The organism is Streptomyces sp. NPDC054887 (assembly GCF_053610585.1).
This window is the reverse complement of sequence record NZ_JBSGYQ010000051.1, coordinates 1-21853: the sequence shown is the minus strand read 5'-3', so window position 1 is coordinate 21853 and position 21853 is coordinate 1. Positions and strand designations below refer to the sequence as shown.

Genomic DNA, 21853 nt, shown 5'->3' with positions numbered 1-21853 from the left:
GGCTCGGCGTGACACCCTGCGCGTCGGTCGTCAACCGCATTTTCTGAGACGAGTGTCCGGATACCGGTCACCGCTCTCCGGAAGCTGCGTTAACAGTCCGTTTCGCGGGTGTCTGTCTGTGATCACTTTGTCCGGATTTCGGGCTGGTGCGCCCGGTCGATGTTGTCAAACCGAGACCCTTTAAGTGTGGTTTACGGCTCGGTGTTACTTAATAGTTGGCTCCATTGAGCTCGGGTCAATGGGTCACGCACTGTGGGGAGTGCCGACTCACGAGCACACTCGGGGTACATGCGACTCATCGCCGTCAGGGGTGTCGGCGACTGTCTGCGTACCCCTCTTGTAGTGATCAGTGGACTCATGAGGAGGAACCCATGCGCGGTGCCAAGAGCGCCAAGTGGGTCGCAGGTGCGATAGTCGTGGCTCTGTCGGCAACGGCGTGCGGTGGCTCGGACAGCGGCGACACCGAGGCCAAGGAAAAGGGCAAGCCGGCAGGCTATGTCTCGATCGACGTCGGCGAGCCGCAGAAGCCGCTGATTCCGGCCGACACGAACGAGTCGCTCGGCAGCTACGTCATCCAGTCGCTGTTCACGCAGCTGCTCGACTTCGACGCCAACGGCGAGATCGTCTACACGAACGCCGAGTCGGTCGAGACCAAGGACTCGAAGACGTGGACGGTCAAGCTCAAGAAGGGCTGGAAGTTCCACAACGGCGAGGCCGTCACTTCCGAGTCGTACATCAACGCCTGGAACTGGTACGCCAACACCAAGAACAAGCAGCAGAACGCGTTCTGGTTCGAGGACATCAAGGGCTACGAGGACGTCCACCCGGCCAAGGGTGAGCCCAAGGCCGACAAGATGTCCGGCCTGAAGGCCGTGGACGACACCACGTTCACGATCGAGCTGACGAAGCCGGTTCCGTACTTCAACTACAAGCTCGGCTACACGACCTGGGCCCCGCTGCCCAAGGCGTTCTACGCCGACCCGAAGGCGTTCGGCCAGAAGCCCATCGGCAACGGCCCCTACACCTTCGAGAAGTGGGACCACAAGAAGCTCATCCAGGTCAAGGCCAACCCGGACTACCAGGGTCCGAACAAGGCCCAGAACAAGGGTGTCCTGTTCAAGAACTACGCGACCGTCGAGGCCGCGTACCAGGACCTCCTCTCCGGCAACCTGGACATGATCCGTCAGGTCGGCCCGCGTGACCTGCCGAAGTACAAGAAGGACCTCGGCGACCGCGCGATCGACCAGGAGTACGCGGCCATCCAGTCGCTCGTCCCGGCGTTCTACAGCAAGACCTTCAAGGACATCGACCCGAAGGTCCTGCAGGGTCTGTCGATGGCGATCGACCGCGAGACGATCACCAAGACGGTGCTCAACGGCACCCGTACGCCGGCCACGAGCTTCACGCCGAAGGGCGTCGAGGGCAACCAGGTCCTGGACACCGACGTGTTCAAGTTCGACCCGGCCAAGGCCAAGAAGCTCGTCACCGAGGGCGGCGGCGTCCCCGGCAACAAGATGACGATCCAGTACAACGCCGACGGTGGCCACAAGGAGTGGATCACGGCCGTCTGCGAGTCGATCCGCAACGCCACGGGCGTCGACTGCGTGCCGGACGCCAAGCCCGACTTCCAGACCGACCTGGAAGCCCGTGACAACGACCAGGTCAAGGGCTTCTACCGCGGCGGCTGGGTGGCGGACTACCCGGTGAACGTCAACTTCATGCGCGAGCTGTACGGCACCACCGCCGAGGCGAACAACGGTCGATTCTCCGACAAGAAGATCGACGCCGCGTTCAAGAAGGGCGACAACGCCAAGTCCCTGGAAGAGAGCGTGAAGCTCTACCAGGAGGCCGAGAAGATGCTGCTGGACAAGATGCCGGCCATCCCGCTGTGGCAGTACCGCATCAACGGTGGCCACTCGAAGGCGGTCGACAACGTGAAGGTCGACTTCCACGGTGACTTCGAGATCACCGGCGTGACCGTCACCAAGTAACCAGCCTGCGGGCCAACCCCACTCGGCCATTACCCGCCACCGCATTGGCGGTAGGCCCGGGGGCCGCTCCCTGACCAAAAGGGAGCGGCCCCCGTGCCGCAGTTATCCACACGGAGGCAAACATGGGGCGTTATGTCGCGCGGCGACTGCTCCAGATGATCCCGGTCTTCATCGGGTCAACCTTGCTCGTCTTCGCCATGATGTACGCGCTGCCCGGCGATCCCGTGCGCGCGCTCGCCGGCGAACAGACCGTTGACCCGGCGCAGATCGCACAGATGAAGAAGGACCTCGGGCTCGATCTCCCCCTCTGGCACCAGTACGCGAACTACCTGGGCAACCTGTTCCAGGGCGACTTCGGTACGCAGATCGCCAGCGGCCGGCCCGTCGCCGACATCATCTCGGACGCATTCCCGATCACGATCCGACTGGCCCTGTTCGCCTTCGCCTTCACCGCGATCGTCGGCATCTCCATGGGCGTGTTCGCCGGTCTGAAGGCCGACACCCTCAGGGACCGCGGACTGCTGCTGCTGACGCTGCTGCTGATCTCCGTCCCGTCCTTCGTACTCGGCTTCCTCGCCCAGTACTTCTTCGCCCACCAGCTCGGCTGGGTCGAGCCGAACGTCAGCGCGGTGGCGGACTCCAGCGAGTTGCTGCTGCCGGCGGCGGTCCTCGGCTCGCTGTCCCTCGCGTACGTCGCACGCCTCACGCGTACCTCGGTCGCGGAGAACCTCCGCTCCGACTACATGCGCACGGCGGTGGCGAAGGGTCTGCCCCGCCGCCGCATCGTGGGCGTCCACCTCATGCGCAACTCCCTGATCCCGGTGGTCACCTTCCTCGGTACCGACATCGGCGCCCTCATGGGCGGAGCAGTCGTCACGGAGGGCATCTTCAACGTCCAGGGCGTCGGCAACGCCGTCTTCGGGGCGCTGAAGTCGCGCGAGGGCTCCACGGTCGTGGGCATCGTCACGCTCATCGTCGTGGTCTATCTCGTCGCCAGCCTGCTCGTCGACCTGCTCTACGCGGTCCTGGACCCGAGGATCCGTTATGCCTGACGCACTCGAAGCCACCGTCAAGGACGAGGCGCTGGACGCCGTCGACGCCCAGGCCAAGGCCGCGAACGCTTCCAAGGCCGAGAAGCCGCGCAGCCTCTGGTCGGACGCCTGGCACGAACTGCGGCGCAACCCGCTGTTCGTGGTTTCCGCGTTCCTGATCGTCGTGCTGCTGGTCATGACCTTCTTCCCCGGTCTGTTCACCAGCGCCGACCCGCGCCACGCGGACCTGGCCAAGCACTACCTGCAGCACCCGAACTGGAGCCACGTCTTCGCCGACGACTGGTTCGGTTACGACGTCCAGGGGCGTTCGATCTACGCGCGTGTCATCTACGGCGCCCGCGCTTCGATCGCCGTCGGTGTCGTGGTCACACTGCTCGTCACCGTTTTCGGCGGGATCATCGGCATGCTCGCCGGTTACTTCGGCGGTTGGCTCGACACGATCCTCTCCCGGATCACCGACGTCTTCTTCGGCGTTCCCTTCATCCTCGGCGCGATGGTGGTGCTGACCTCCTTCGAGGTCCGTGACACCTGGGTCGTGATCTTCGCGCTGGCCTTCCTCGGCTGGACCCAGATCGCCCGTGTCGCCCGCGGCTCGGTGATCACCATCAAGCAGGCCGACTACGTCGTGGCGGCCAAGGCGCTCGGGGCCTCCACGAGCCGCATCCTGCTCCGCCACATCATGCCCAATGCCGCCGCGCCCGTGATCGTCGTCGCCACCATCGCGCTGGGCGGTTACATCTCGGCCGAGGCCACGCTGTCCTTCCTGGGCATCGGTCTCGCCGAGCCGACCGTCTCGTGGGGTGTCGACATCTCGGCGGGTGCGGACCAGCTGCGCAACGCGCCGTACGTGCTGACCGTGCCGTCGGTCTTCGTCTCCATCACGGTCCTGGCCTTCATCATGCTCGGCGATGCGGTACGCAACGCCCTCGACCCCAAGCTGCGCTGAGGGAGGCGTACGTACATGACCATCATCGACAAGACGGCGGATGTTCCCGCCCCCCGAGGTTCGACGGAGAACGGCGCACCGCTGCTCGACGTCCGTGACCTGCACGTGGAGTTCAAGACCCGCGACGGCGTCGTCAAGGCCGTCAACGGCGTCAACTACAGCGTCAGCGCCGGCGAGACGCTCGCCGTCCTCGGCGAGTCGGGTTCGGGCAAGTCCGTGACGGCGCAGGCCATCATGGGCATCCTCGACATGCCGCCCGGCCGCATCCCGCAGGGAGAGATCCTCTTCCGCGGCGAGGACATGCTGACCATGGGGTACGAGGAGCGGCGCAAGATCCGCGGCCAGAAGATCGCCATGATCTTCCAGGACGCGCTGTCGTCGCTGAACCCCGTACTCACCGTGGGCTACCAGCTCGCGGAGATGTTCCGCGTCCACCAGGGCCTGTCCAAGAAGGACGCCAAGGCCAAGGCCATCGAGCTGATGGACCGCGTGCGCATCCCGGCGGCGAAGGAGCGGGTCAACGACTACCCGCACCAGTTCTCCGGCGGTATGCGCCAGCGCATCATGATCGCGATGGCGCTGGCCCTGGAGCCGGACCTGATCATCGCGGACGAGCCCACCACGGCCCTCGACGTGACCGTGCAGGCCCAGGTCATGGACCTGCTCGCGGAGCTCCAGCGCGAGTACAACATGGGCCTGATTTTGATCACCCACGACCTCGGCGTCGTCGCCGACGTCGCGGACAAGATCGCGGTCATGTACGCGGGCCGGATCGTCGAGACCGCCCCCGTCCACGAGCTGTACAAGCGCCCCGCGCACCCGTACACCCGTGGTCTGCTGGACTCGATCCCGCGCCTGGACCAGAAGGGCCAGGAGCTCTACGCGATCAAGGGTCTGCCGCCCAACCTGCTGAAGATCCCGTCGGGCTGCGCGTTCAACCCGCGCTGCCCCAAGGCGCAGGACATCTGCCGCACGGACGTCCCGGCCCTGCTGTCGGTGACCGAGCGGGACGGCGGCGAGCTGCCGGGCCGCCACAGTGCGTGCCACTTCTGGAAGGAGCAGATCCATGGCTGAGCTGAAGAAGAACGACGAGGCTGCCGTGGACGCGACCCCCAACGTCACCGCGGTCGAGACCGTCGACGCCTCCACCACCCAGGAGGCGGTGGCGGCGATCGAGGCTCCGGTCGAGCGGGGGGAGCCGATCCTCCAGGTGCGCAACCTGGTCAAGCACTTCCCGCTGACCCAGGGCATCCTGTTCAAGAAGCAGATCGGCGCGGTCAAGGCCGTCGACGGGATCTCCTTCGACCTGTACCAGGGCGAGACGCTCGGCATCGTGGGCGAGTCCGGCTGTGGCAAGTCCACGGTCGCGAAGCTCCTGATGACGCTGGAGACGGCCACGGCCGGCGAGGTCTTCTACAAGGGCCAGGACATCACCAAGCTGTCCGGGCGCGCGCTGAAGGCCGTCCGCCGCAACATCCAGATGGTGTTCCAGGACCCGTACACGTCGCTCAACCCCCGTATGACGGTGGGCGACATCATCGGTGAGCCGTACGACATCCACCCGGAGGTCGCGCCCAAGGGCGACCGGCGCCGCAAGGTGCAGGAGCTCCTGGACGTCGTGGGCCTGAACCCGGAGTACATCAACCGGTACCCGCACCAGTTCTCCGGCGGCCAGCGCCAGCGCATCGGCATCGCCCGCGGCCTCGCGCTCCAGCCGGAGATCATCATCTGCGACGAGCCGGTGTCGGCGCTGGACGTGTCCGTCCAGGCGCAGGTCATCAACCTGATGGAGAAGCTCCAGGACGAGTTCAACCTGTCCTACCTCTTCATCGCGCACGACCTGTCGATCGTCCGGCACATCTCGGACCGCGTCGGCGTCATGTACCTCGGCAAGATGGCCGAGATCGGCACGGACACGCAGATCTACGACCACCCGACGCACCCCTACACCCAGGCGCTGCTGTCGGCGGTCCCCGTGCCCGACCCGGAGGCCCGTGAGGGCCGCGAGCGGATCATCCTCACCGGTGACGTCCCCTCGCCGGCGAACCCGCCGTCCGGCTGCCGGTTCCGTACGCGCTGCTGGAAGGCGCAGGACAAGTGCGCGGAGGAGGTGCCGCTGCTGGCGGTCCCCGAGCGCTTCAAGTCCTCGGAAACCCCGGCCGCGCACGAGTCGGCGTGCCACTTCGCCGAGGAGAAGGACGTCGTGCACGCGGCGTAGTACTCCACGTCGTACGTCCACGAGGGCGCCCCGGACCGCTTGGTCCGGGGCGCTTTCGGCTGTCCGGGTGCGCGGGAACACCTGGTCGGGCCCGGCGCGCGAACGGGTCCCGTTGACGTGCGGTATGCGGGGCTCTGCGGTGGTATGGGTGCTACGTGAGACCTGTAGACCCGAGGAGGGACTCCATGCGCGGAGCCGCGCTCGCCCAGTGGACGGCCTGTGCCGTTGCCGTCGCCCTCGCGGCGACGGCATGCGGCGGTGGTGACAGCGGCGGCGGCAGCGGCGCGTCGGGGGTGGTGCGTTCGTCCTGGGGCGATCCGGCGAACCCGCTGGAGCCGGCGAACACCAACGAGGTGCAGGGCGGCAAAGTCCTGGACATGCTCTTCCGCGGTCTCAAGCGGTACGACCCGAAGACCGGCGAGGCCAGGGACATGCTCGCCGAGAAGATCGAGACCACGGACGCGCGGACCTTCACCGTCACCGTCAAGGACGGCTGGACGTTCAGCAACGGCGAGAAGGTCACCGCCAAGTCCTTCGTGGACGCCTGGAACTACGGCGCCCACCTGAAGAACAACCAGCGCAACGCCTACTTCTTCGGTTACATCGAGGGCTACGACAAGGTCCACCCCGAGAAGGGGGAAGCCACCGCCGAAACCCTCTCCGGCCTACGGGTCAAGGACGCGCGGACCTTCACCGTCAAGCTCACCCAGAAGTTCTCCACCTGGCCGGAGACCCTCGGTTACGCCGCCTTCGCCCCGCTCCCCAGGGCGTTCTTCGACGACCACGACGCCTGGATCGCCAAGCCCGTCGGCAACGGCCCGTACACCGTCGAGTCGTACGCCAAGGGCTCCCAGATGACCATGCGCAAGTGGGAGGAGTACCCCGGCCCCGACAAGGCCCGCAACGGCGGTGTGGACCTCCAGGTGTTCACCGACAACAACACCGCCTACACCGCCCTCACCGCGGGCAACCTCGACCTCGTCGACGACGTGCCGGCCTCCCAGCTCAAGAACGTCCGGGCCGACCTGGGCGACCGGTACATCAACGCCCCGGCCGGCATCATCCAGACCCTCGCCTTCCCGTACTACGACGACCGGTGGAACGCCGACGGCATGGAGAAGGTCCGCAAGGGCCTGTCCATGGCCATCAACCGGCAGCAGATCACCGACACGATCTTCCGGAAGACCCGCACCCCCGCCAGGGACTGGACGTCCCCCGTCCTCAAGGCGGACGGCGGCTTCGACGACACGCTGTGCGGCGACGCGTGCGCGTACAAGCCCGCCGAGGCGAAGAAGCTGGTCGCCGAGGGCGGCGGCATCCCCGGCGGCACCCTCAAGATCACCTTCAACGCGGACACCGGATCCCACCGCGAATGGGTCGACGCCGTCTGCAACAGCATCAACAACGCGCTGGGCAACGACCGGGCGTGCACGGGCAACCCCGTCGGCACCTTCGCCGACTTCCGCAGCCAGATCACCGACCGCAAGATGACGGGCCCCTTCCGGGCCGGCTGGCAGATGGACTACCCGCTGGTCCAGAACTTCCTCCAGCCGCTGTACTACACCAACGCCTCGTCCAACGACGGCAAGTGGTCCAACGAGAAGTTCGACGGTCTCGTCGACGAGGCCAACGCCGAGTCCGACCCCGTGAAGGCCGTCGAGAAGTTCAAGGAGGCCGAGAAGGTCGCGCGCGACCAGATGGCCGCCATCCCGCTCTGGTACCAGAACGGCAGCGCCGGCTACTCCGACCGGATCTCCAACGTGGCCCTCAACCCCTTCAGCGTCCCCGTCTACAACGAGATCACGGTCGACTGACACCGGGCCGGGAGTAGGCGCCCCCTTCTGAGGAGCCCACCATGGGACGTTATGTGATCCGGCGTCTGCTGCAGATGATCCCGGTCTTCTTCGGCGCCACCCTGCTCATCTTCCTGATGGTCAACGTCATGGGGGACCCCGTCGCCGGCCTCTGCGGCGACCGCGAGTGCGACCCCGCGACGGCCGCCCGGCTGCGCGCGGAGTTCGGCCTCGACAAGCCCGTGTGGCAGCAGTACGCGACGTACATGGGCAACGTCTTCAGCGGCGACTTCGGGACCGCATTCAACGGGCAGAAGGTCACCGAGCTGATGGCGAGCGCGTTCCCCGTCACCATCCGGCTGACCGTCGTCGCCATCGTCTTCGAGATCGTCATCGGCATCACCCTGGGCGTGCTCACCGGCCTGCGCCGGGGCCGCCCCGTGGACACCGGCGTACTCCTGATGACCCTCGTCGTCATCTCGATCCCGACCTTCGTCACCGGTCTGCTGCTCCAACTGCTGCTCGGCGTGAAGTGGGGCGTCATCAAGCCGGCCGTGTCCTCCGAGGCCACCCTCGACGAGCTCCTGATCCCGGGCCTCGTCCTGGCCTCCGTCTCCCTGGCGTACGTCACCCGCCTCACCAGGACGTCCGTCGCCGAGAACTCCCGCGCCGACTACGTCCGCACCGCCGTCGCGAAGGGCCTGCCCAGACGGCGGGTGGTCTCCCGCCACCTGCTGCGCAACTCGCTGATCCCCGTCGTCACCTTCATCGGCACGGACGTGGGCGCGCTGATGGGCGGCGCGATCGTCACCGAGCGGATCTTCAACATCCACGGCGTCGGCTACCAGCTCTACCAGGGCATCCTGCGGCAGAGCTCCCAGACCGTCGTCGGGTTCGTGACGGTCCTGGTGCTCGTCTTCCTGCTGGCGAACCTGCTCGTCGACATGCTGTACGCCGTACTCGACCCGAGGATCCGCTATGCCTGAGCCGCACTTCGAATCCGACGCGGTGATCTCGGCGGCCGGAGCCGGTGGCGGTGCGGACCTCGCCATGGACGAGGGCGGGACGCTGGAGAAGCGGCCCGACGGCGGGCCGCGGGGCGCCGGCCCCGCAGGCAAGCCGCGCAGCCTGTGGTCCGACGCCTGGCGCGACCTGCGCCGCAACCCCGTCTTCGTCGTCTCCGGCCTCGTCATCGCCTTCCTCGTCGTCATCTCGCTCTGGCCGTCCCTCATCGCGAGCGGCAACCCGCTCCAGTGCGACCTCGCCAGGGCCCAGGAAGGCTCCGGGCCCGGCCACCCCTTCGGCTTCGACGGCCAGGGCTGCGACGTCTACACGCGCACGGTCTACGGAGCCAGGACCTCCGTGACCGTCGGCGTCTGCGCCACCCTCGGTGTCGCCCTGCTCGGCAGCGTCCTCGGCGGCCTCGCCGGCTTCTTCGGCGGCGCCTGGGACGCGCTGCTGTCCCGGATCACCGACGTCTTCTTCGGCATCCCGGTCGTCCTCGGCGGCCTCGTCTTCCTGTCCGTCGTCACCAGCACCACCGTCTGGCCGGTGATCGGGTTCATCGTCCTGCTCGGGTGGCCGCAGATCGCCCGCATCGCGCGCGGCTCGGTCATCACCGCCAAGCAGAACGACTACGTGCAGGCGGCGCGGGCGCTCGGCGCGAGCAACACCCGGATGCTGCTGCGGCACGTCACGCCCAACGCCGTCGCCCCCGTCATCGTCGTCGCGACCATCGCGCTCGGCACGTACATCTCGCTGGAGGCGACCCTCTCGTACCTGGGCGTCGGCCTGAAACCGCCCACCGTGTCCTGGGGCATCGACCTGTCCGCCGCCTCGCCGTACGTCCGCAACGCCCCGCACATGCTGCTCTGGCCGGCGGGCGCGCTCGCGGTCACGGTGCTCGCGTTCATCATGCTCGGCGACGCGGTGCGCGACGCCCTCGACCCGAAGCTGCGCTGAGGAGCCCTCCCGATGACGGCCACACCCGCCACACCCCTTCGGCCCGCACCGCCCCCCGCGCTGCTCGAAGTGCGCGACCTGCACGTGGAGTTCCGTACGCGCGACGGGGTCGCCAAGGCCGTCAACGGCGTCACCTGCTCCGTCGCCGAGGGCGAGACGCTCGCCGTCCTGGGGGAGTCCGGCTCGGGCAAGTCCGTCACCGCGCAGGCCGTCATGGGCATCCTCGACATGCCGCCGGGCCGGATCGCGGGCGGTGAGATCGTCTTCCGGGGCCGCGACCTGCTGAAGCTCAAGGAGGACGAGCGCCGGAAGGTCAGGGGGCGGGAAATGGCCATGATCTTCCAGGACGCGCTGTCCTCGCTCAACCCCGTCCTCAGCGTGGGCGAGCAACTGGGCGAGATGTTCGTCGTCCACCGGGGCATGTCCAGGAAGGACGCCAGGACCAGGGCCGTCGAGCTGATGGACCGGGTGCGCATCCCGGCGGCCCGCGAGCGGGTCGGGCAGTACCCGCACCAGTTCTCCGGCGGCATGCGCCAGCGCATCATGATCGCCATGGCGCTGGCCCTCGAACCCTCGCTGATCATCGCGGACGAGCCGACCACGGCGCTCGACGTGACCGTACAGGCGCAGGTCATGGACCTGCTGGCGGAGTTGCAGCGCGAACTCGCCATGGGGCTCGTCCTCATCACCCACGACCTGGGAGTCGTCGCGGACGTCGCCGACAGGATCGCCGTGATGTACGCGGGGCGGATCGTCGAGAGCGCCCCGGTGCACGACATCTACAAGGCGCCGGCCCACCCGTACACCAAGGGCCTGCTCGCCTCGATCCCGCGCCTCGACCAGAAGGGCCGGGAGCTGTACGCGATCAAGGGCCTGCCGCCGAACCTCTCCCACATCCCGCCCGGCTGCGCCTTCCACCCGCGCTGCCCGCTGGCCCGCGACGTGTGCCGCACGGACGTGCCGCCGCTGTACGACGTGCCGGACGGCCGGGGCAGCGCGTGCCACTTCTGGCAGGAGGCGCTCCATGGCTGAGGCGATCCTGGAGGTCCGCGGACTGCACAAGCACTACCCGCTCACCCGGGGCGTCGTCTTCAGGAAGCAGGTCGGCGCGGTCAGGGCGGTCGACGGCGTCGACCTGGATCTGGCGGCGGGCGAGACGCTCGGCGTCGTGGGGGAGTCGGGCTGCGGCAAGTCGACGCTCGCCAGGATGCTGGTCCACCTGGAGCGGCCCACGGCCGGGGTGATCCGCTACAAGGGCGAGGACGTCACGAAGCTGTCCGGGCGCGCGCTCAAGGCGGTGCGCCGCAACATCCAGATGGTGTTCCAGGACCCGTACACCTCGCTCAACCCCCGTATGACGGTGGGCGACATCATCGGTGAGCCGTACGAGATCCACCCCGAGGTGGCGCCCAGGGGCAGCCGGCGGCAGAAGGTCCAGGACCTCCTCGACGTGGTCGGACTCAATCCGGAGTACGTCAACCGCTACCCGCACCAGTTCTCGGGTGGGCAGCGCCAGCGCATCGGGATCGCGCGCGGCCTTGCGCTCCGGCCGGAGATCATCGTGGCGGACGAGCCGGTGTCGGCGCTCGACGTGTCCGTGCAGGCGCAGGTCGTCAACCTGCTGGACAAGCTCCAGAGCGAGTTCGGCCTGAGCTACGTCTTCATCGCCCACGACCTGTCGATCGTGCGGCACATCTCCGACCGGGTGGGCGTGATGTACCTGGGCCGGATCGTCGAGACCGGCAAGGACGCCGAGATCTACGACCACCCCACGCACCCGTACACCCAGGCGCTGCTCTCGGCCGTGCCGGTGCCGGACCCGACGGCGCGCGAGCACCGGGAGCGCATCCTGCTGTCCGGGGACGTCCCGTCGCCCGCGAACATCCCCTCCGGCTGCCGCTTCCGCACCCGGTGCTGGAAGGCGCGCGAGCGGTGCGCCCTGGAGGTGCCGCTGCTGGCGGTCCCGGCGGCGTTCCGGGGCCGGGACTCGCCCGCGGCGCACGACTCGGCGTGTCACTTCGCGGAGGAGAAGCACGTGGTCGCGGCGGAACTCGGCCGCGAGGGGTGAGCGGTCGTCAAGAGCGTTAACACGCGGGCAACTTGGCCGTAGCGGTTCCGATATGCGGACGCGCCATGCTGGACAGCGTACGGCCGTGCGGGTGCCGTTGCCCGGCCGGGGGCGCCGCCATGTCGCCCCCGGCCGGGCGCCCCGCCCCGGGGGCTCCCGGCCGCCCGGGCGAGGCCCCGGGGGCCTACTTCATCCCCAGCGATCTGCGCAGGAAGTCCACCTGGAGCAGCAGCAGGTTCTCCGCCACCTGCTCCTGCGGCGTCATGTGCGTCACCCCGGACAGCGGCAGGACCTCGTGCGGGCGTCCGGCGGCCAGCAGTGCCGACGACAGCCGCAGGGTGTGCGCCATCACCACGTTGTCGTCCGCGAGCCCGTGGACGATCATCAGCGGCCGGTGCGTGCCGGCCGGCTGCGACAGTCCGTCGTCGGTGACGAGCGAGTTCGCGGCGTACACCTGCGGCTGCTCGCCCGGGTCCCCGAGGTAGCGCTCGGTGTAGTGCGTGTCGTACAGCCGCCAGTCGGTGACGGGCGCCCCCGCGATCCCGGCATGGAAGACGTCGGGCCGGCGCAGCACCGCGAGCGCCGCCAGGTAGCCGCCGTACGACCAGCCGCGGATCGCCACCCGGTCGAGGTCCAGCGGGAAGTCCGCCGCCAGCGCGTGCAGCGCCTCCACCTGGTCGTCCAGCGTCAGCGTGAACGCGTCCCTGACCGCCTTCTCCCAGCCCGGGGAGTGGCCGGGCGTCCCCCGCCCGTCGGCGACGACCACCGCGAAGCCCTGGTCGGCGAACCACTGAGACGTGAGGTACGCGTTGTGCGCGGCGACGACCCGCCGCGCGTGGGGTCCTCCGTACGGGTCCATCAGCACCGGCAGCGGACCGTCGCCTTCCGCGTAGTCCGCGGGGAGCAGGACGGCGCACGGAATCCGCCGCGCGCCCCCCTCCAGGAGCCGCACGCGCGCCCGCAGCACGGGCTCCTCGGCGTACGACTCCACCACCACCTCACGCCTGCCGCCGCGCACCACCCGCACCACCGTGCCGGCGCTTTCCGGACGCGCCGAAGCCAGTACGGTCACGCCGCCCGAGCGCACCGCGGAATGCACCCCGGCGCCCTCCGAAAGCCGCTCGACCCCCAGCTCGTTCACCCGGTAGACGTGCACCTCGCCCGTCTCCGGATCAGCCGCCTCCGCCCCGGCCGACGCGCTGACCAGCACATCGTCGTCCGAGACGTCCAGCACCGCCCGTACCTGCAACTGCGGCCCGGTCAGCGCGCGGTCACCGACCGCCAGCACCCGCGCCCCGCCCTCGTCGGCGATCCGCACGAGCCGCCCGTCCGGCGCCCAGACCGGCACACCGTCGAAAAGTTCCAGCCACACCGCGTCCTCGTCCGCGTGCACGGTCCGTGTCGTGCCGGTCGCCGGATCGACCGCCAGGTACAGCTGCCCGCGCTGGTCCCGCGACTGCACCAGCAGCAGCGGAGCGCCCGACGCCGACCAGTGGACCCGCGCCAGGTACGGATGCCGGGCGCGGTCCCACACCACCTCGGTGCGCTCCGCCCCCGCCTCCAGCCCGTACAGGAACAGCCGCACCTGTGCGTTGGGCGTCCCCGCCGCCGGGTAGGCGACCCGCGCGGGCTCACTGTGCGGATGGGCCGGATCCGAGATCCACCACCGCGCCACGGCCGCGTCGTCCACGCGGGCGACCAGCAGCCGGTCCGACTCCGGCGACCACCAGAATCCGCGTGAGCGGCCCATCTCCTCCGCCGCGACGAACTCCGCGAGGCCGTACGTCGTGTTCTCGTCCTCCGGCTCGGCGAGCGCCCGGTCGCCCTCGCCCTCGGCGCCGATCACCCGCAGGGCGCCCGACGCCACGTACGCGACGTGCCGCCCGTCCGGCGAGGGGCGCGGATCGAGGACCGGTCCCGCCGCCGGCAGCTCGCGCGCGGTGCCAGCCCGCAGCTCGGCCGCGAACAGCCGCCCGGACAGCGCGAACGCCGCCAGTTCGACGGCCGCGTCCACGGCGTAGCCGACGATCCCGGCCGAGCCCTCCCGGCTCCGCTCGCGCCGCGCCCTCTCCTGCGCCGACAGCCGCTCGGCGGCGCCGCCGAGCAGCTCCCCGGGATCGGCCGCGACGCGCTCCCGCGCGCCCCCCTCCAGGTCGAGTACCCACAGCCGGTTCGCGCGGTCGGTGCCGGACGAAGACCTGAGGAACACCACACGTGCCCCGTCCGGCGACACGGTGAACGCGCGTGGCGCTCCCAGGCTGAAGCGCTGCGTCCTCGCGTGCTGCCGGGGAAAGGAGAGCTGATTCGACGTCATATGCCCGAAGCTACCGCCCTGTGGCAACTCCATGCGCCCCTCGTGCTGCCGTGCACCAGACAATGCGAACGCACGGATAGTTATGATCCGTAGCGCTTGGTGGGTATGAACCTGCTGGCGAATGTCCGCATGCCCGTTTCGACCCGATTAAGTGGAGGTGAACCGCCGTGGCACTCTCGATTTCGGCGGTAGTGCTGTTGGCGATCATCGTCATCCTGATGGTCCGGAAATCGGGTCTCAAAGCCGGACACGCGGTGGTCTGCGTGCTGCTCGGCTTCTACCTCGCCAGCTCGTCCATCGCTCCGACGATCAACGAACTGACCACGAACGTGGCCGGGATGATCGGGGGCATCAAGTTCTGAGCGCGGCCTCGTAGGGTGGTCCCCATGACGGACCACCCAGCCCGTCGTCTGCTTCTGGTGCACGCGCACCCCGACGACGAGTCGATCAACAACGGCGCCACCATGGCCAAGTACGCCGCCGAGGGCGCCGGGGTCACCCTGGTGACCTGCACCCTCGGCGAGGAGGGCGAGGTCATCCCGCCCGCCCTCGCGCACCTGGCCGCCGACCGCGACGACACCCTCGGCGCCCACCGCGTCGCCGAACTGGCCGCCGCGATGAGGGAACTGGGGGTCACCGACCACCGCTTCCTCGGCGGTCCCGGCCGGTTCCGCGACTCCGGGATGATGGGCGCCCCGCAGAACGAGCGCGAGGGCGCCTTCTGGGCCGCTCCGGTGGACGAGGCCGCGGCGTACCTCGTCGAGGTGATCCGTTCCGTACGCCCGCAGGTCCTCGTCACCTACGACCCGGACGGCGGCTACGGCCACCCGGACCACATCCAGGCCCACCGCGTCGCCATGCGCGCCGCCGACCTGGCGGCCGACCCCGCCTTCCGCCCGGACCTCGGCGCACCGCACACCATCGCCAAGGTCTACTGGAACCGGGTCCCGCGCGGCTACGCGGAGGACGGCTTCGCCCGCCTGCGCGCGGCCGGGGTCGGCTTCCCCGGCACGGCCGCCGTGGACGACGTTCCCGGAGTGGTCGACGAGGCGGTGGTCACCACCGAGATCGACGGCACCCCGTACGCCGCCGCCAAGACGGCCGCGATGCGCGCCCACGCCACCCAGATCGCCCTGGAGGGCGACTTCTTCGCGCTCTCCAACAACCTCGCGCAGCCCGTCCTGACCACGGAGTACTACGAACTGGTACGCGGCGAGCGCCCCGTCGGCGGCCGCGAGACCGACCTCTTCGCGGGAGTGACGTCATGACCCCGGCCCGCATCGGCGCCTACCTCCTGCTCCTCGTGCTGGGCGCCCTCACGGGCGCGGCGGGCGTCCTCGTCCACGCGGCGTGGTTCCCCGGCGGCCTGCTGCTGGCCCTGCTCGCCGCGGCGGGCCTCTTCTACGGCGGCATGCTGGCCACGGGCACCAGGTCCGGCGTCGGCGCGGCCGCCGCCGGATGGCTCGTGGCCATCGTCCTGCTGACCGTCAGCCGGCCCGAGGGCGACCTGCTCATCGGGGGCAGTTCCGTCTCTTACGCGTACATGTTGGGCGGGATGGCCGTCGCTGTGATCTGCGCCACGATGCTGCGGCTGCCGCAACAGGGCGCGGTGAGCGCCCGACTTGGCAAATGACGTACCACTTGAGTGTGTGAATCCGTCGCGCACGCACGGCCGTCGGAAGCCCGGCGTCCCAGGGCGCGGGGCACCTGACGGCGGCGGCCAGTATGGTGGTGCGCGCCGCCGAGCCGCCCGCAGTACCAGGTAAGAGCGGGCGAGCGGAGCTAACCGGGAGAACCTGCCTTGAGTCGTGAAACTGACAGTTCGTCCTCCGGCCCCCAGGGGCGTGGCGGAGCCGCGTACCCCTCGGGCACGCCGCCGTACGGATCCCGCCAGTATCCGTCGTCGCACCCCGGGCAGGACGGTCCGGACGGTGCGGAGGCCACCGGACAGGCGGAACCGGACGAGCCCAGGACCGAGACCACGCTGACCACGCGCATCCGGATCAACATCCCCGGATCGCGGCCCATCCCGCCGGTCGTCATGCGCACGCCCATGGGCGACGTCGAGCCGCCGTCCTCGCCCGCCAACGGCGAGCGCACCGGCAGCACGCCGCGCCCGCCCGAGCCGGCCCGGGAGACGACCGCGTCCCACGACGAGCCCGCCGCCGGCGCTCCGGCCGCGGGCCCCGGCTCCGCGTCCGGCTCCGGTGAGGACAAGCCGCCGGCCAGCGACTGGTTCGCGCCGCGCAAGCCCGCGTCCGCCCCGGCCGCCCCGGCGGCCCCCGCCGCGCCCGCCGCGCCCGCGTCCGACCAGGGCGCCGGACAGCGTTCCGACCTTCCGTACTTCACGCCGGAGGAGCCGCAGCGGCAGAGCGCCCCCGCGCCCCTGCCCCGCCGCAGCCCCGGCGGGGCCACGGGCGCCCCGGCCGCCGGCGGCCCCGGCCCGGTCGGCCCCTCCGGTCCGCTCGGACCCGTGGGGCCCTCGGGCCCGACCACCGGCCCGGCCACCGGCAGCGGAACGTTCCCCGGCCCCTCGATCGGCGGCCCGGCGATGGGCGACTCGCCGTTCGGCGGCCCCGGTACGGCCCCCGGCGGCGGCGTACGTCCCACCGGCCCCGCCGTGCCCCCGGTCCCGGGCCCGCCGCGCATGAGCGACGACACGGCCGTGCTGACCCCGCAGAACCCCGCCGCCGGCCCCCCGGCGGGCGGCAACGTCTCCGGTGACACGCTGACCAGCGGCATCCCCGTGGTCCAGCCGGCCGACCGGCACTCGCCGTTCGCCCCGCCGCAGGGCGACGCCCGCTTCGGCCCGGACGCCCCCCTCCCGGGCGAACCGGCGGCCCCGGCAGCGCCGACGCGCACCGCGCCGCCCCCCTCGGCCTCCTCCGCACCCGCCAAGAAGGGCCGCTCGAAGCTGGTCCTGCTGGCCGTGGGCGTGGCGGTCGCGGCGGGCGTGGCCTACGGCGCGGGTCTGCTGATGAACCACTCCGACGTACCGAAGGGCACCACGGTCCTCGGCGTCGACATCGGCGGCGGCACGAAGGAGGAGGCGGTCGGCAAGCTCGAAGCCGCCCTCGGCAAGCGCGCCGCCACCCCGCTGCGGCTCACCGTCGACGGCAGGGCGACGCAGCTTCCGCCGTCCAACGCGGGCCTCACCCTGGACAGCCAGGCGACCGTGCGCGGCGCGGCGGGCAGCGACTACAACCCCGTCTCGGTGATCGGTTCGCTCTTCGGCGGCGAGCGCGTCGCCGAGCCGGTGATCCCGGTCGACGAGGAGAAGCTGAGCGTCGCCCTGGCCGATCTGGCGGGCACCTCGGGGTCCGCCAGCGAGGGCACGATCAAGTTCGTGCCGGGCAAGGCCGTCGCCGTACCGGGCAAGGCGGGCAAGCAGCTCGACGTCGCCCGCTCGATGGTCCGCGTCAGGGACGCCTACCGCGCCCAGGTGGAGACCGGCAAGCCGAACTCGGTGGAGCTGCCCGTCACCACCAAGGAACCGTCGATCGACAAGGCCGAACTGGACCGGGCCATGAAGGAGTTCGCGCAGCCCGCGATGTCCGGCCTGATCACCATCAAGGCGGGCGGCAAGCAGATCCAGTTCGGCCCGGCCCGGTCGCTGCCGAAGATCCTCTCCATGAAGCCGATCGACGGCCGCCTGGTGGAGGTCTACGACAAGCCCGCGATCGAGCAGCTGCTGGAGGGCGTGTTCGACGGCGTCCAGATCACCAAGGGCGACGGCAAGAAGCACCCCGTCACCGCGGACGACGTGGCCTTCGCCATGCGCACCGCGCTCCTGGGCAAGACCCCGGCGGAGCGCGTGCAGGAGATCAGCCTCGACCCGAGCTGATCCTCGGGCGTACCGCACCCCGCGCCTCCTCCGCGCGGGGTTGCGGGGCCCGTACGCGGCCGTGACGCGAGCACCCCCCGACGCGGTACGGGCGCGCCCGGAGGCTGCCGGAACCCTGCGCGGGCGCCCCTAGTTCAACCGGGCCCGCGCCGCCCGCGCCCGGTGGCGGACCGTCTGTGCCGTCGCCGGGTCCACCGCCTCCACGACATCGGCGTACGCCTCCAGCTCCGCCGCCCCGCCGAGGAAGTCGCCGCGCTGCACCAGCAGTTGCGCCCGGTCGTACCGCAGGCGGGCCGCGTGCGACGGCAGCAGGAGGGACAGCTCCACCGCCCACAGCTGCACGTCCGCGCGCTCGGGGCGGGCCGACGCCCACGCCCTGATGTTGTTCAGGATCCGCAGCACGATCTCCAGCGGGTCCGCCGGCAGCAGCATCGACGGGTCGAGCGGTTCCCCCGTCGCCCCGGCCACCAGCAGCTCCGCGTCCGCGCCCGTCAGCAGCCGCCCGCCGTCGAAGGGGTCGGCCAGCACCTGCTCGTCCAGGCCGCCGAAGCCGACCACGAAGTGCCCCGGCAGGGCGACCCCGTACACCGGGGCCCCCGCCCGCCGCGCCACCTCGATCCACACGACCGACAGCAGGATCGGCAGCCCGCGCCGCCGCCGCAGCACCTCGTGCAGCAGCGAGGACTCCAGCCGCTGGTAGTCGGCGGGCGTCCCGCCGAACCCGCACCGCGCCCCCAGCACCTCGGCCACGGCGGACGCCCACCCCCGCGCCCCGCCCGGGCGGAACGGCAGGAGACCCGCCAGCCGGTCGAGTTCGATCTCGGCCGCGTCCATCCCCGCCTCGTCGAGCGAGGGGTCCGCCTCCGCGCCCACCAGCAGGCACAGCAGCGCGAGGTCCGGACGCTCCGAGCGGGCCTCGTCGGCGAACCGCCGGCGGCGTTCGGCTTCGGTGGGTCGTCCCATACGCGTCTCGTACCGCCCTACGCCGGTCGGAAGTGGTGGTAGCTGTGGTGGGTCGCGAAGCCCATGCCGTCGTACAGGGCCCGCGCGCCCTCGTTGTCGGCCTCGACCTGGAGCCACGCGGCCGACGCGCCCTCGTCCAGCGCCCGCCGCGCCAGTGCCGTCATCACGGCGCTCGCCAGACCCTGCCGCCGCTGCGCCGGGTCGACCTCGACCGCCATGAACCCGGCCCACCGGCCGTCCACGACGCACCGCCCGATGGCCGCCGGAGTCCCGGCCGCACCCGGGACGGACGCGAACCACACGGAGGGGCCGCTCTCCAGGACCCGCACCACGTGCGGGCCCGGCTCCTCGAACCGCTGGTACCGCGCGAGCCACGCCGTGTCGCACGTCCGGGTGAGATCGACCCGCGACACGTCCGCGTCCAGGTCCCCGATCGGGGCGAGCGCGGCGATCCGTACCTGCGCCGTGACCTCCAGGGACCACCCGAGGCGCTCCAGTTCGGCCGCGAGGGGTTCCTGCGTGCCCTCCGCGCCGGTGGCGACCTGGACGTACGCGGGAAGGCCCCGGGCGGCGTACCACTCGCGTACGCGCTCCAGCGCCGCGCCGAGGGGCATCGCGGGATCTCCGAGCGGCAGCACCGAGTTGGCGCGCCGGGTGAAGCCGCCGGCGGCGCGCAGCCGCCACTCGCCGAGCGGCTCGCTCTCGACGGGCTCCCAGGCGCGGGCGCACACCCGCGCGAGCTCCTCGAAGGTCGCGGCGGGACCGCGCCTGCGGGCCGGAGCGGCGGGCACGACCTTGCCCGCGACCAGCGTGGACTGCGCGATGCGGACCGACTCGCCGTTCCTGCGTGTGATCGACAGCACCCCGTTGTCCCAGGATGTGAGAACACCAACCGTGTCAGTGAACTTCGCCCCCGGCTCACTCGCCTCGCCGACGCGCCTGACTGATACACGTTTGCCCACGTCGTCAGGCGAAATACGGACCTCGAGTCGTCCGCCGGTAGTGAATTCCACAGCTCTGTCCGCCCCTCCTGTTCGGATCGTGCCCGGGAACGGAGATACTAGAGGCGGGCATCGACGACGCCGCGCTCCCGCGCGCCACGTGGACGGAGCCGCAGATCGGCCCGCCGCGCCCTATCGAGGAGGAACGACAGCGTGACCTACGTCATCGCGCAGCCTTGTGTCGACGTCAAGGACAAGGCGTGCATCGAGGAGTGCCCGGTCGACTGCATCTACGAGGGCTCCCGGTCCTTGTACATCCACCCGGACGAATGCGTCGACTGTGGTGCCTGTGAGCCGGTCTGCCCGGTCGAGGCCATCTTCTACGAGGACGACACCCCGGAGGAGTGGAAGGACTACTACAAGGCGAACGTCGAGTTCTTCGACGAGCTCGGCTCGCCCGGTGGTGCCTCCAAGCTCGGCCTGATCGAGCGCGACCACCCCTTCATCGCAGCGCTCCCGCCGCAGAACCAGTAAGCGGCGAGGCAAGTGCGCCGCCCCGGTCCCGTACGGCCTTCCCGCCGTACGGGACCGAGGCGTTTCCCGAGCCAGAGCCGAGCAGTACGAGCCGAGAGAGCGACCCACCGTGTCCGCAGTCACTGACCGCCTGCCCACCTTCCCCTGGGACAAGCTGGAGCCGTACAAGGCGACGGCGGCCGCCCACCCGGACGGCATCGTGGACCTGTCCGTCGGCACCCCCGTCGACCCGGTCCCCGAGCTGATCCGGCGGGCCCTCGTCGCGGCGGCGGACTCCCCGGGCTATCCGACGGTGTGGGGCACGGCCGCGCTGCGGGACGCGCTCACCGGGTGGGTGGAGCGGCGCCTCGGGGCCCGCGACGTGGCGCACGTCAACGTGCTGCCCGTCGTCGGCTCGAAGGAGCTGGTGGCCTGGCTGCCGACGCAGCTCGGACTCGGCCCGGGCGACCAGGTGGCGTACCCCCGCCTCGCCTACCCGACGTACGAGGTGGGCGCCCGGCTGGCCCGCGCCGAGCCGGTCGTGTACGACGACCCGGTCGCCGACCTCGACCCCGGCCGCGTCAAGCTGCTCTGGCTCAACTCGCCCTCCAACCCGACCGGGCGCGTGCTGGCCAAGGACGAGCTGATCCGGATCGTGGCGTGGGCGCGCGAGCACGGCGTGCTGGTCTTCAGCGACGAGTGCTACCTGGAGCTGGGCTGGGAGGCCGAGCCCGTCTCCGTGCTGCACCCCGACGTTTGCGGCGGTACGTACGAGGGCCTCGTCGCGGTCCACTCCCTCTCGAAGCGGTCCAACCTGGCCGGCTACCGCGCCGCGTTCCTCGCGGGCGACGCGGGCGTCCTCGGCGATCTGCTCCAGATCCGCAAGCACGGCGGCATGATGACGCCGGCGCCGGTCCAGGCGGCGACGGTCGCGGCGCTCGGCGACGACACGCACGTGGCGGAGCAGCGGGAGCGGTACGCGGCCCGGCGGGCGGCGCTGCGCGGCGCGCTGGAGGCGCACGGCTTCCGGATCGAGCACAGCGAGGCGAGCCTGTACCTGTGGGCGACGCGTGACGAGCCCTGCTGGGAGACGGTGGCCCACCTCGCGCAGCTGGGCATCCTCGCGGCTCCGGGCGACTTCTACGGGCCCGCCGGGGACCGTTTCGTGCGGGTGGCGTTCACGGCCACCGACGAGCGGGTCGAGGCGGCGGTCAAGCGCCTCGGCGGCTGACCTTCCCCGTACGCGAA

At 70.6% G+C, this 21853-nt stretch carries 19 protein-coding genes; 16 read left to right on the top strand and 3 right to left on the bottom strand.

All coding sequences use genetic code 11. The features are described 5' to 3' along the window. Nucleotides 1-371 precede the first annotated feature (371 nt). The 10 genes from ACWGH0_RS25385 to ACWGH0_RS25340 all read left to right on the top strand — a co-directional run bounded on the left by ACWGH0_RS25385 (nt 372) and on the right by ACWGH0_RS25340 (nt 12030). Nucleotides 372-1991: a peptide ABC transporter substrate-binding protein gene (locus ACWGH0_RS25385; RefSeq protein WP_453406537.1), complete on the top strand. Its 1620-nt coding sequence runs from the start codon at nt 372-374 to the stop codon at nt 1989-1991. 122 nt (nt 1992-2113) lie between these two features. Then, on the top strand, nt 2114-3043 hold the full coding sequence (locus ACWGH0_RS25380) for an ABC transporter permease (RefSeq protein WP_453406536.1): 930 nt from the start codon (nt 2114-2116) through the stop codon (nt 3041-3043). Continuing rightward, nucleotides 3036-3989, top strand: a complete 954-nt coding sequence (locus ACWGH0_RS25375; protein ID WP_453406535.1) for an ABC transporter permease — start codon at nt 3036-3038, stop codon at nt 3987-3989. Before ACWGH0_RS25380 ends, ACWGH0_RS25375 begins: the two co-directional genes overlap by 8 nt. Before the next feature lie 15 nt (nt 3990-4004). Then, nucleotides 4005-5063, top strand: a complete 1059-nt coding sequence (locus ACWGH0_RS25370; RefSeq protein WP_453406534.1) for an ABC transporter ATP-binding protein — start codon at nt 4005-4007, stop codon at nt 5061-5063. Then, nucleotides 5056-6207 (top strand): ABC transporter ATP-binding protein, encoded by a 1152-nt coding sequence (locus ACWGH0_RS25365; protein WP_453406533.1) that lies wholly within the window; start codon nt 5056-5058, stop codon nt 6205-6207. The genes ACWGH0_RS25370 and ACWGH0_RS25365 overlap by 8 nt, the downstream gene beginning before the upstream one ends. Before the next feature lie 185 nt (nt 6208-6392). Beyond that, nucleotides 6393-8021, top strand: a complete 1629-nt coding sequence (locus tag ACWGH0_RS25360) for a peptide ABC transporter substrate-binding protein (RefSeq protein WP_453406532.1) — start codon at nt 6393-6395, stop codon at nt 8019-8021. A gap of 41 nt (nt 8022-8062) precedes the next feature. Next, the gene (locus ACWGH0_RS25355) at nt 8063-8986 is read left to right on the top strand and encodes an ABC transporter permease (protein ID WP_453406531.1); all 924 of its coding nucleotides are present in this window, start codon (nt 8063-8065) and stop codon (nt 8984-8986) included. After that, nucleotides 8979-9962 carry an ABC transporter permease gene (locus ACWGH0_RS25350; protein WP_453406530.1) on the top strand — a complete coding sequence of 328 codons (984 nt, stop codon included), beginning with the start codon at nt 8979-8981 and terminating at the stop codon, nt 9960-9962. The genes ACWGH0_RS25355 and ACWGH0_RS25350 overlap by 8 nt, the downstream gene beginning before the upstream one ends. A 12-nt stretch (nt 9963-9974) precedes the next feature. Further along, complete coding sequence (locus tag ACWGH0_RS25345; protein WP_453406529.1) at nt 9975-10994, top strand: ABC transporter ATP-binding protein; 1020 nt, start codon at nt 9975-9977, stop codon at nt 10992-10994. Next, nucleotides 10987-12030: an ABC transporter ATP-binding protein gene (locus tag ACWGH0_RS25340; RefSeq protein WP_453406528.1), complete on the top strand. Its 1044-nt coding sequence runs from the start codon at nt 10987-10989 to the stop codon at nt 12028-12030. The genes ACWGH0_RS25345 and ACWGH0_RS25340 overlap by 8 nt, the downstream gene beginning before the upstream one ends. Before the next feature lie 184 nt (nt 12031-12214). Here ACWGH0_RS25340 and ACWGH0_RS25335 read toward each other — a convergent pair whose 3' ends face one another. Continuing rightward, the gene (locus ACWGH0_RS25335; protein ID WP_453406527.1) at nt 12215-14344 is read right to left on the bottom strand and encodes a prolyl oligopeptidase family serine peptidase; all 2130 of its coding nucleotides are present in this window, start codon (nt 14342-14344) and stop codon (nt 12215-12217) included. A gap of 167 nt (nt 14345-14511) precedes the next feature. On the opposite strand from ACWGH0_RS25335, the gene ACWGH0_RS25330 reads away from it, so the two are divergent. The 4 genes from ACWGH0_RS25330 (at nt 14512) to ACWGH0_RS25315 (ending at nt 18188) form a co-directional block, all read left to right on the top strand. Beyond that, nucleotides 14512-14706 carry a hypothetical protein gene (locus ACWGH0_RS25330; protein ID WP_138896464.1) on the top strand — a complete coding sequence of 65 codons (195 nt, stop codon included), beginning with the start codon at nt 14512-14514 and terminating at the stop codon, nt 14704-14706. Between the two features lie 24 nt (nt 14707-14730). After that, a complete protein-coding gene (mshB, locus tag ACWGH0_RS25325) occupies nt 14731-15612 on the top strand; it encodes an N-acetyl-1-D-myo-inositol-2-amino-2-deoxy-alpha-D-glucopyranoside deacetylase (protein ID WP_453406526.1) in 882 nt (293 codons plus the stop codon). Next, on the top strand, nt 15609-15977 hold the full coding sequence (locus ACWGH0_RS25320) for a DUF6113 family protein (protein WP_453406525.1): 369 nt from the start codon (nt 15609-15611) through the stop codon (nt 15975-15977). Before mshB ends, ACWGH0_RS25320 begins: the two co-directional genes overlap by 4 nt. A gap of 168 nt (nt 15978-16145) precedes the next feature. After that, nucleotides 16146-18188 carry a hypothetical protein gene (locus ACWGH0_RS25315; RefSeq protein ID WP_453406524.1) on the top strand — a complete coding sequence of 681 codons (2043 nt, stop codon included), beginning with the start codon at nt 16146-16148 and terminating at the stop codon, nt 18186-18188. Between the two features lie 129 nt (nt 18189-18317). Here the strand turns inward: ACWGH0_RS25315 and ACWGH0_RS25310 are convergent, their stop codons facing one another. Both ACWGH0_RS25310 and ACWGH0_RS25305 read right to left on the bottom strand, forming a co-directional pair. Next, nucleotides 18318-19151 (bottom strand): transglutaminase family protein, encoded by an 834-nt coding sequence (locus tag ACWGH0_RS25310; RefSeq protein WP_453406523.1) that lies wholly within the window; start codon nt 19149-19151, stop codon nt 18318-18320. A gap of 17 nt (nt 19152-19168) precedes the next feature. After that, nucleotides 19169-20164, bottom strand: a complete 996-nt coding sequence (locus ACWGH0_RS25305; RefSeq protein ID WP_453406522.1) for a GNAT family N-acetyltransferase — start codon at nt 20162-20164, stop codon at nt 19169-19171. Between the two features lie 141 nt (nt 20165-20305). Between ACWGH0_RS25305 and fdxA the strand changes: the two genes are divergently transcribed. Both fdxA and ACWGH0_RS25295 read left to right on the top strand, forming a co-directional pair. After that, nucleotides 20306-20626, top strand: coding sequence for a ferredoxin (fdxA, locus tag ACWGH0_RS25300; RefSeq protein ID WP_018089397.1), 321 nt, complete (start codon nt 20306-20308; stop codon nt 20624-20626). A 109-nt stretch (nt 20627-20735) separates the two neighbouring features. After that, the gene (locus ACWGH0_RS25295; RefSeq protein WP_453406521.1) at nt 20736-21836 is read left to right on the top strand and encodes a bifunctional succinyldiaminopimelate transaminase/glutamate-prephenate aminotransferase; all 1101 of its coding nucleotides are present in this window, start codon (nt 20736-20738) and stop codon (nt 21834-21836) included. Nucleotides 21837-21853: the final 17 nt, after the last annotated feature.

What these genes read in the sequence shown, in the direction of transcription:
- ACWGH0_RS25385 (WP_453406537.1), top strand. Translation starts at nt 372, where the DNA reads ATGCGCGGTGCCAAGAGCGCCAAGTGGGTCGCAGGTGCGATAGTCGTG.
- ACWGH0_RS25380 (WP_453406536.1), top strand. Translation starts at nt 2,114, where the DNA reads ATGGGGCGTTATGTCGCGCGGCGACTGCTCCAGATGATCCCGGTCTTC.
- ACWGH0_RS25375 (WP_453406535.1), top strand. Translation starts at nt 3,036, where the DNA reads ATGCCTGACGCACTCGAAGCCACCGTCAAGGACGAGGCGCTGGACGCC.
- ACWGH0_RS25370 (WP_453406534.1), top strand. Translation starts at nt 4,005, where the DNA reads ATGACCATCATCGACAAGACGGCGGATGTTCCCGCCCCCCGAGGTTCG.
- ACWGH0_RS25365 (WP_453406533.1), top strand. Translation starts at nt 5,056, where the DNA reads ATGGCTGAGCTGAAGAAGAACGACGAGGCTGCCGTGGACGCGACCCCC.
- ACWGH0_RS25360 (WP_453406532.1), top strand. Translation starts at nt 6,393, where the DNA reads ATGCGCGGAGCCGCGCTCGCCCAGTGGACGGCCTGTGCCGTTGCCGTC.
- ACWGH0_RS25355 (WP_453406531.1), top strand. Translation starts at nt 8,063, where the DNA reads ATGGGACGTTATGTGATCCGGCGTCTGCTGCAGATGATCCCGGTCTTC.
- ACWGH0_RS25350 (WP_453406530.1), top strand. Translation starts at nt 8,979, where the DNA reads ATGCCTGAGCCGCACTTCGAATCCGACGCGGTGATCTCGGCGGCCGGA.
- ACWGH0_RS25345 (WP_453406529.1), top strand. Translation starts at nt 9,975, where the DNA reads ATGACGGCCACACCCGCCACACCCCTTCGGCCCGCACCGCCCCCCGCG.
- ACWGH0_RS25340 (WP_453406528.1), top strand. Translation starts at nt 10,987, where the DNA reads ATGGCTGAGGCGATCCTGGAGGTCCGCGGACTGCACAAGCACTACCCG.
- ACWGH0_RS25335 (WP_453406527.1), bottom strand. Translation starts at nt 14,344, where the DNA reads ATGACGTCGAATCAGCTCTCCTTTCCCCGGCAGCACGCGAGGACGCAG.
- mshB (WP_453406526.1), top strand. Translation starts at nt 14,731, where the DNA reads ATGACGGACCACCCAGCCCGTCGTCTGCTTCTGGTGCACGCGCACCCC.
- ACWGH0_RS25320 (WP_453406525.1), top strand. Translation starts at nt 15,609, where the DNA reads ATGACCCCGGCCCGCATCGGCGCCTACCTCCTGCTCCTCGTGCTGGGC.
- ACWGH0_RS25310 (WP_453406523.1), bottom strand. Translation starts at nt 19,151, where the DNA reads ATGGGACGACCCACCGAAGCCGAACGCCGCCGGCGGTTCGCCGACGAG.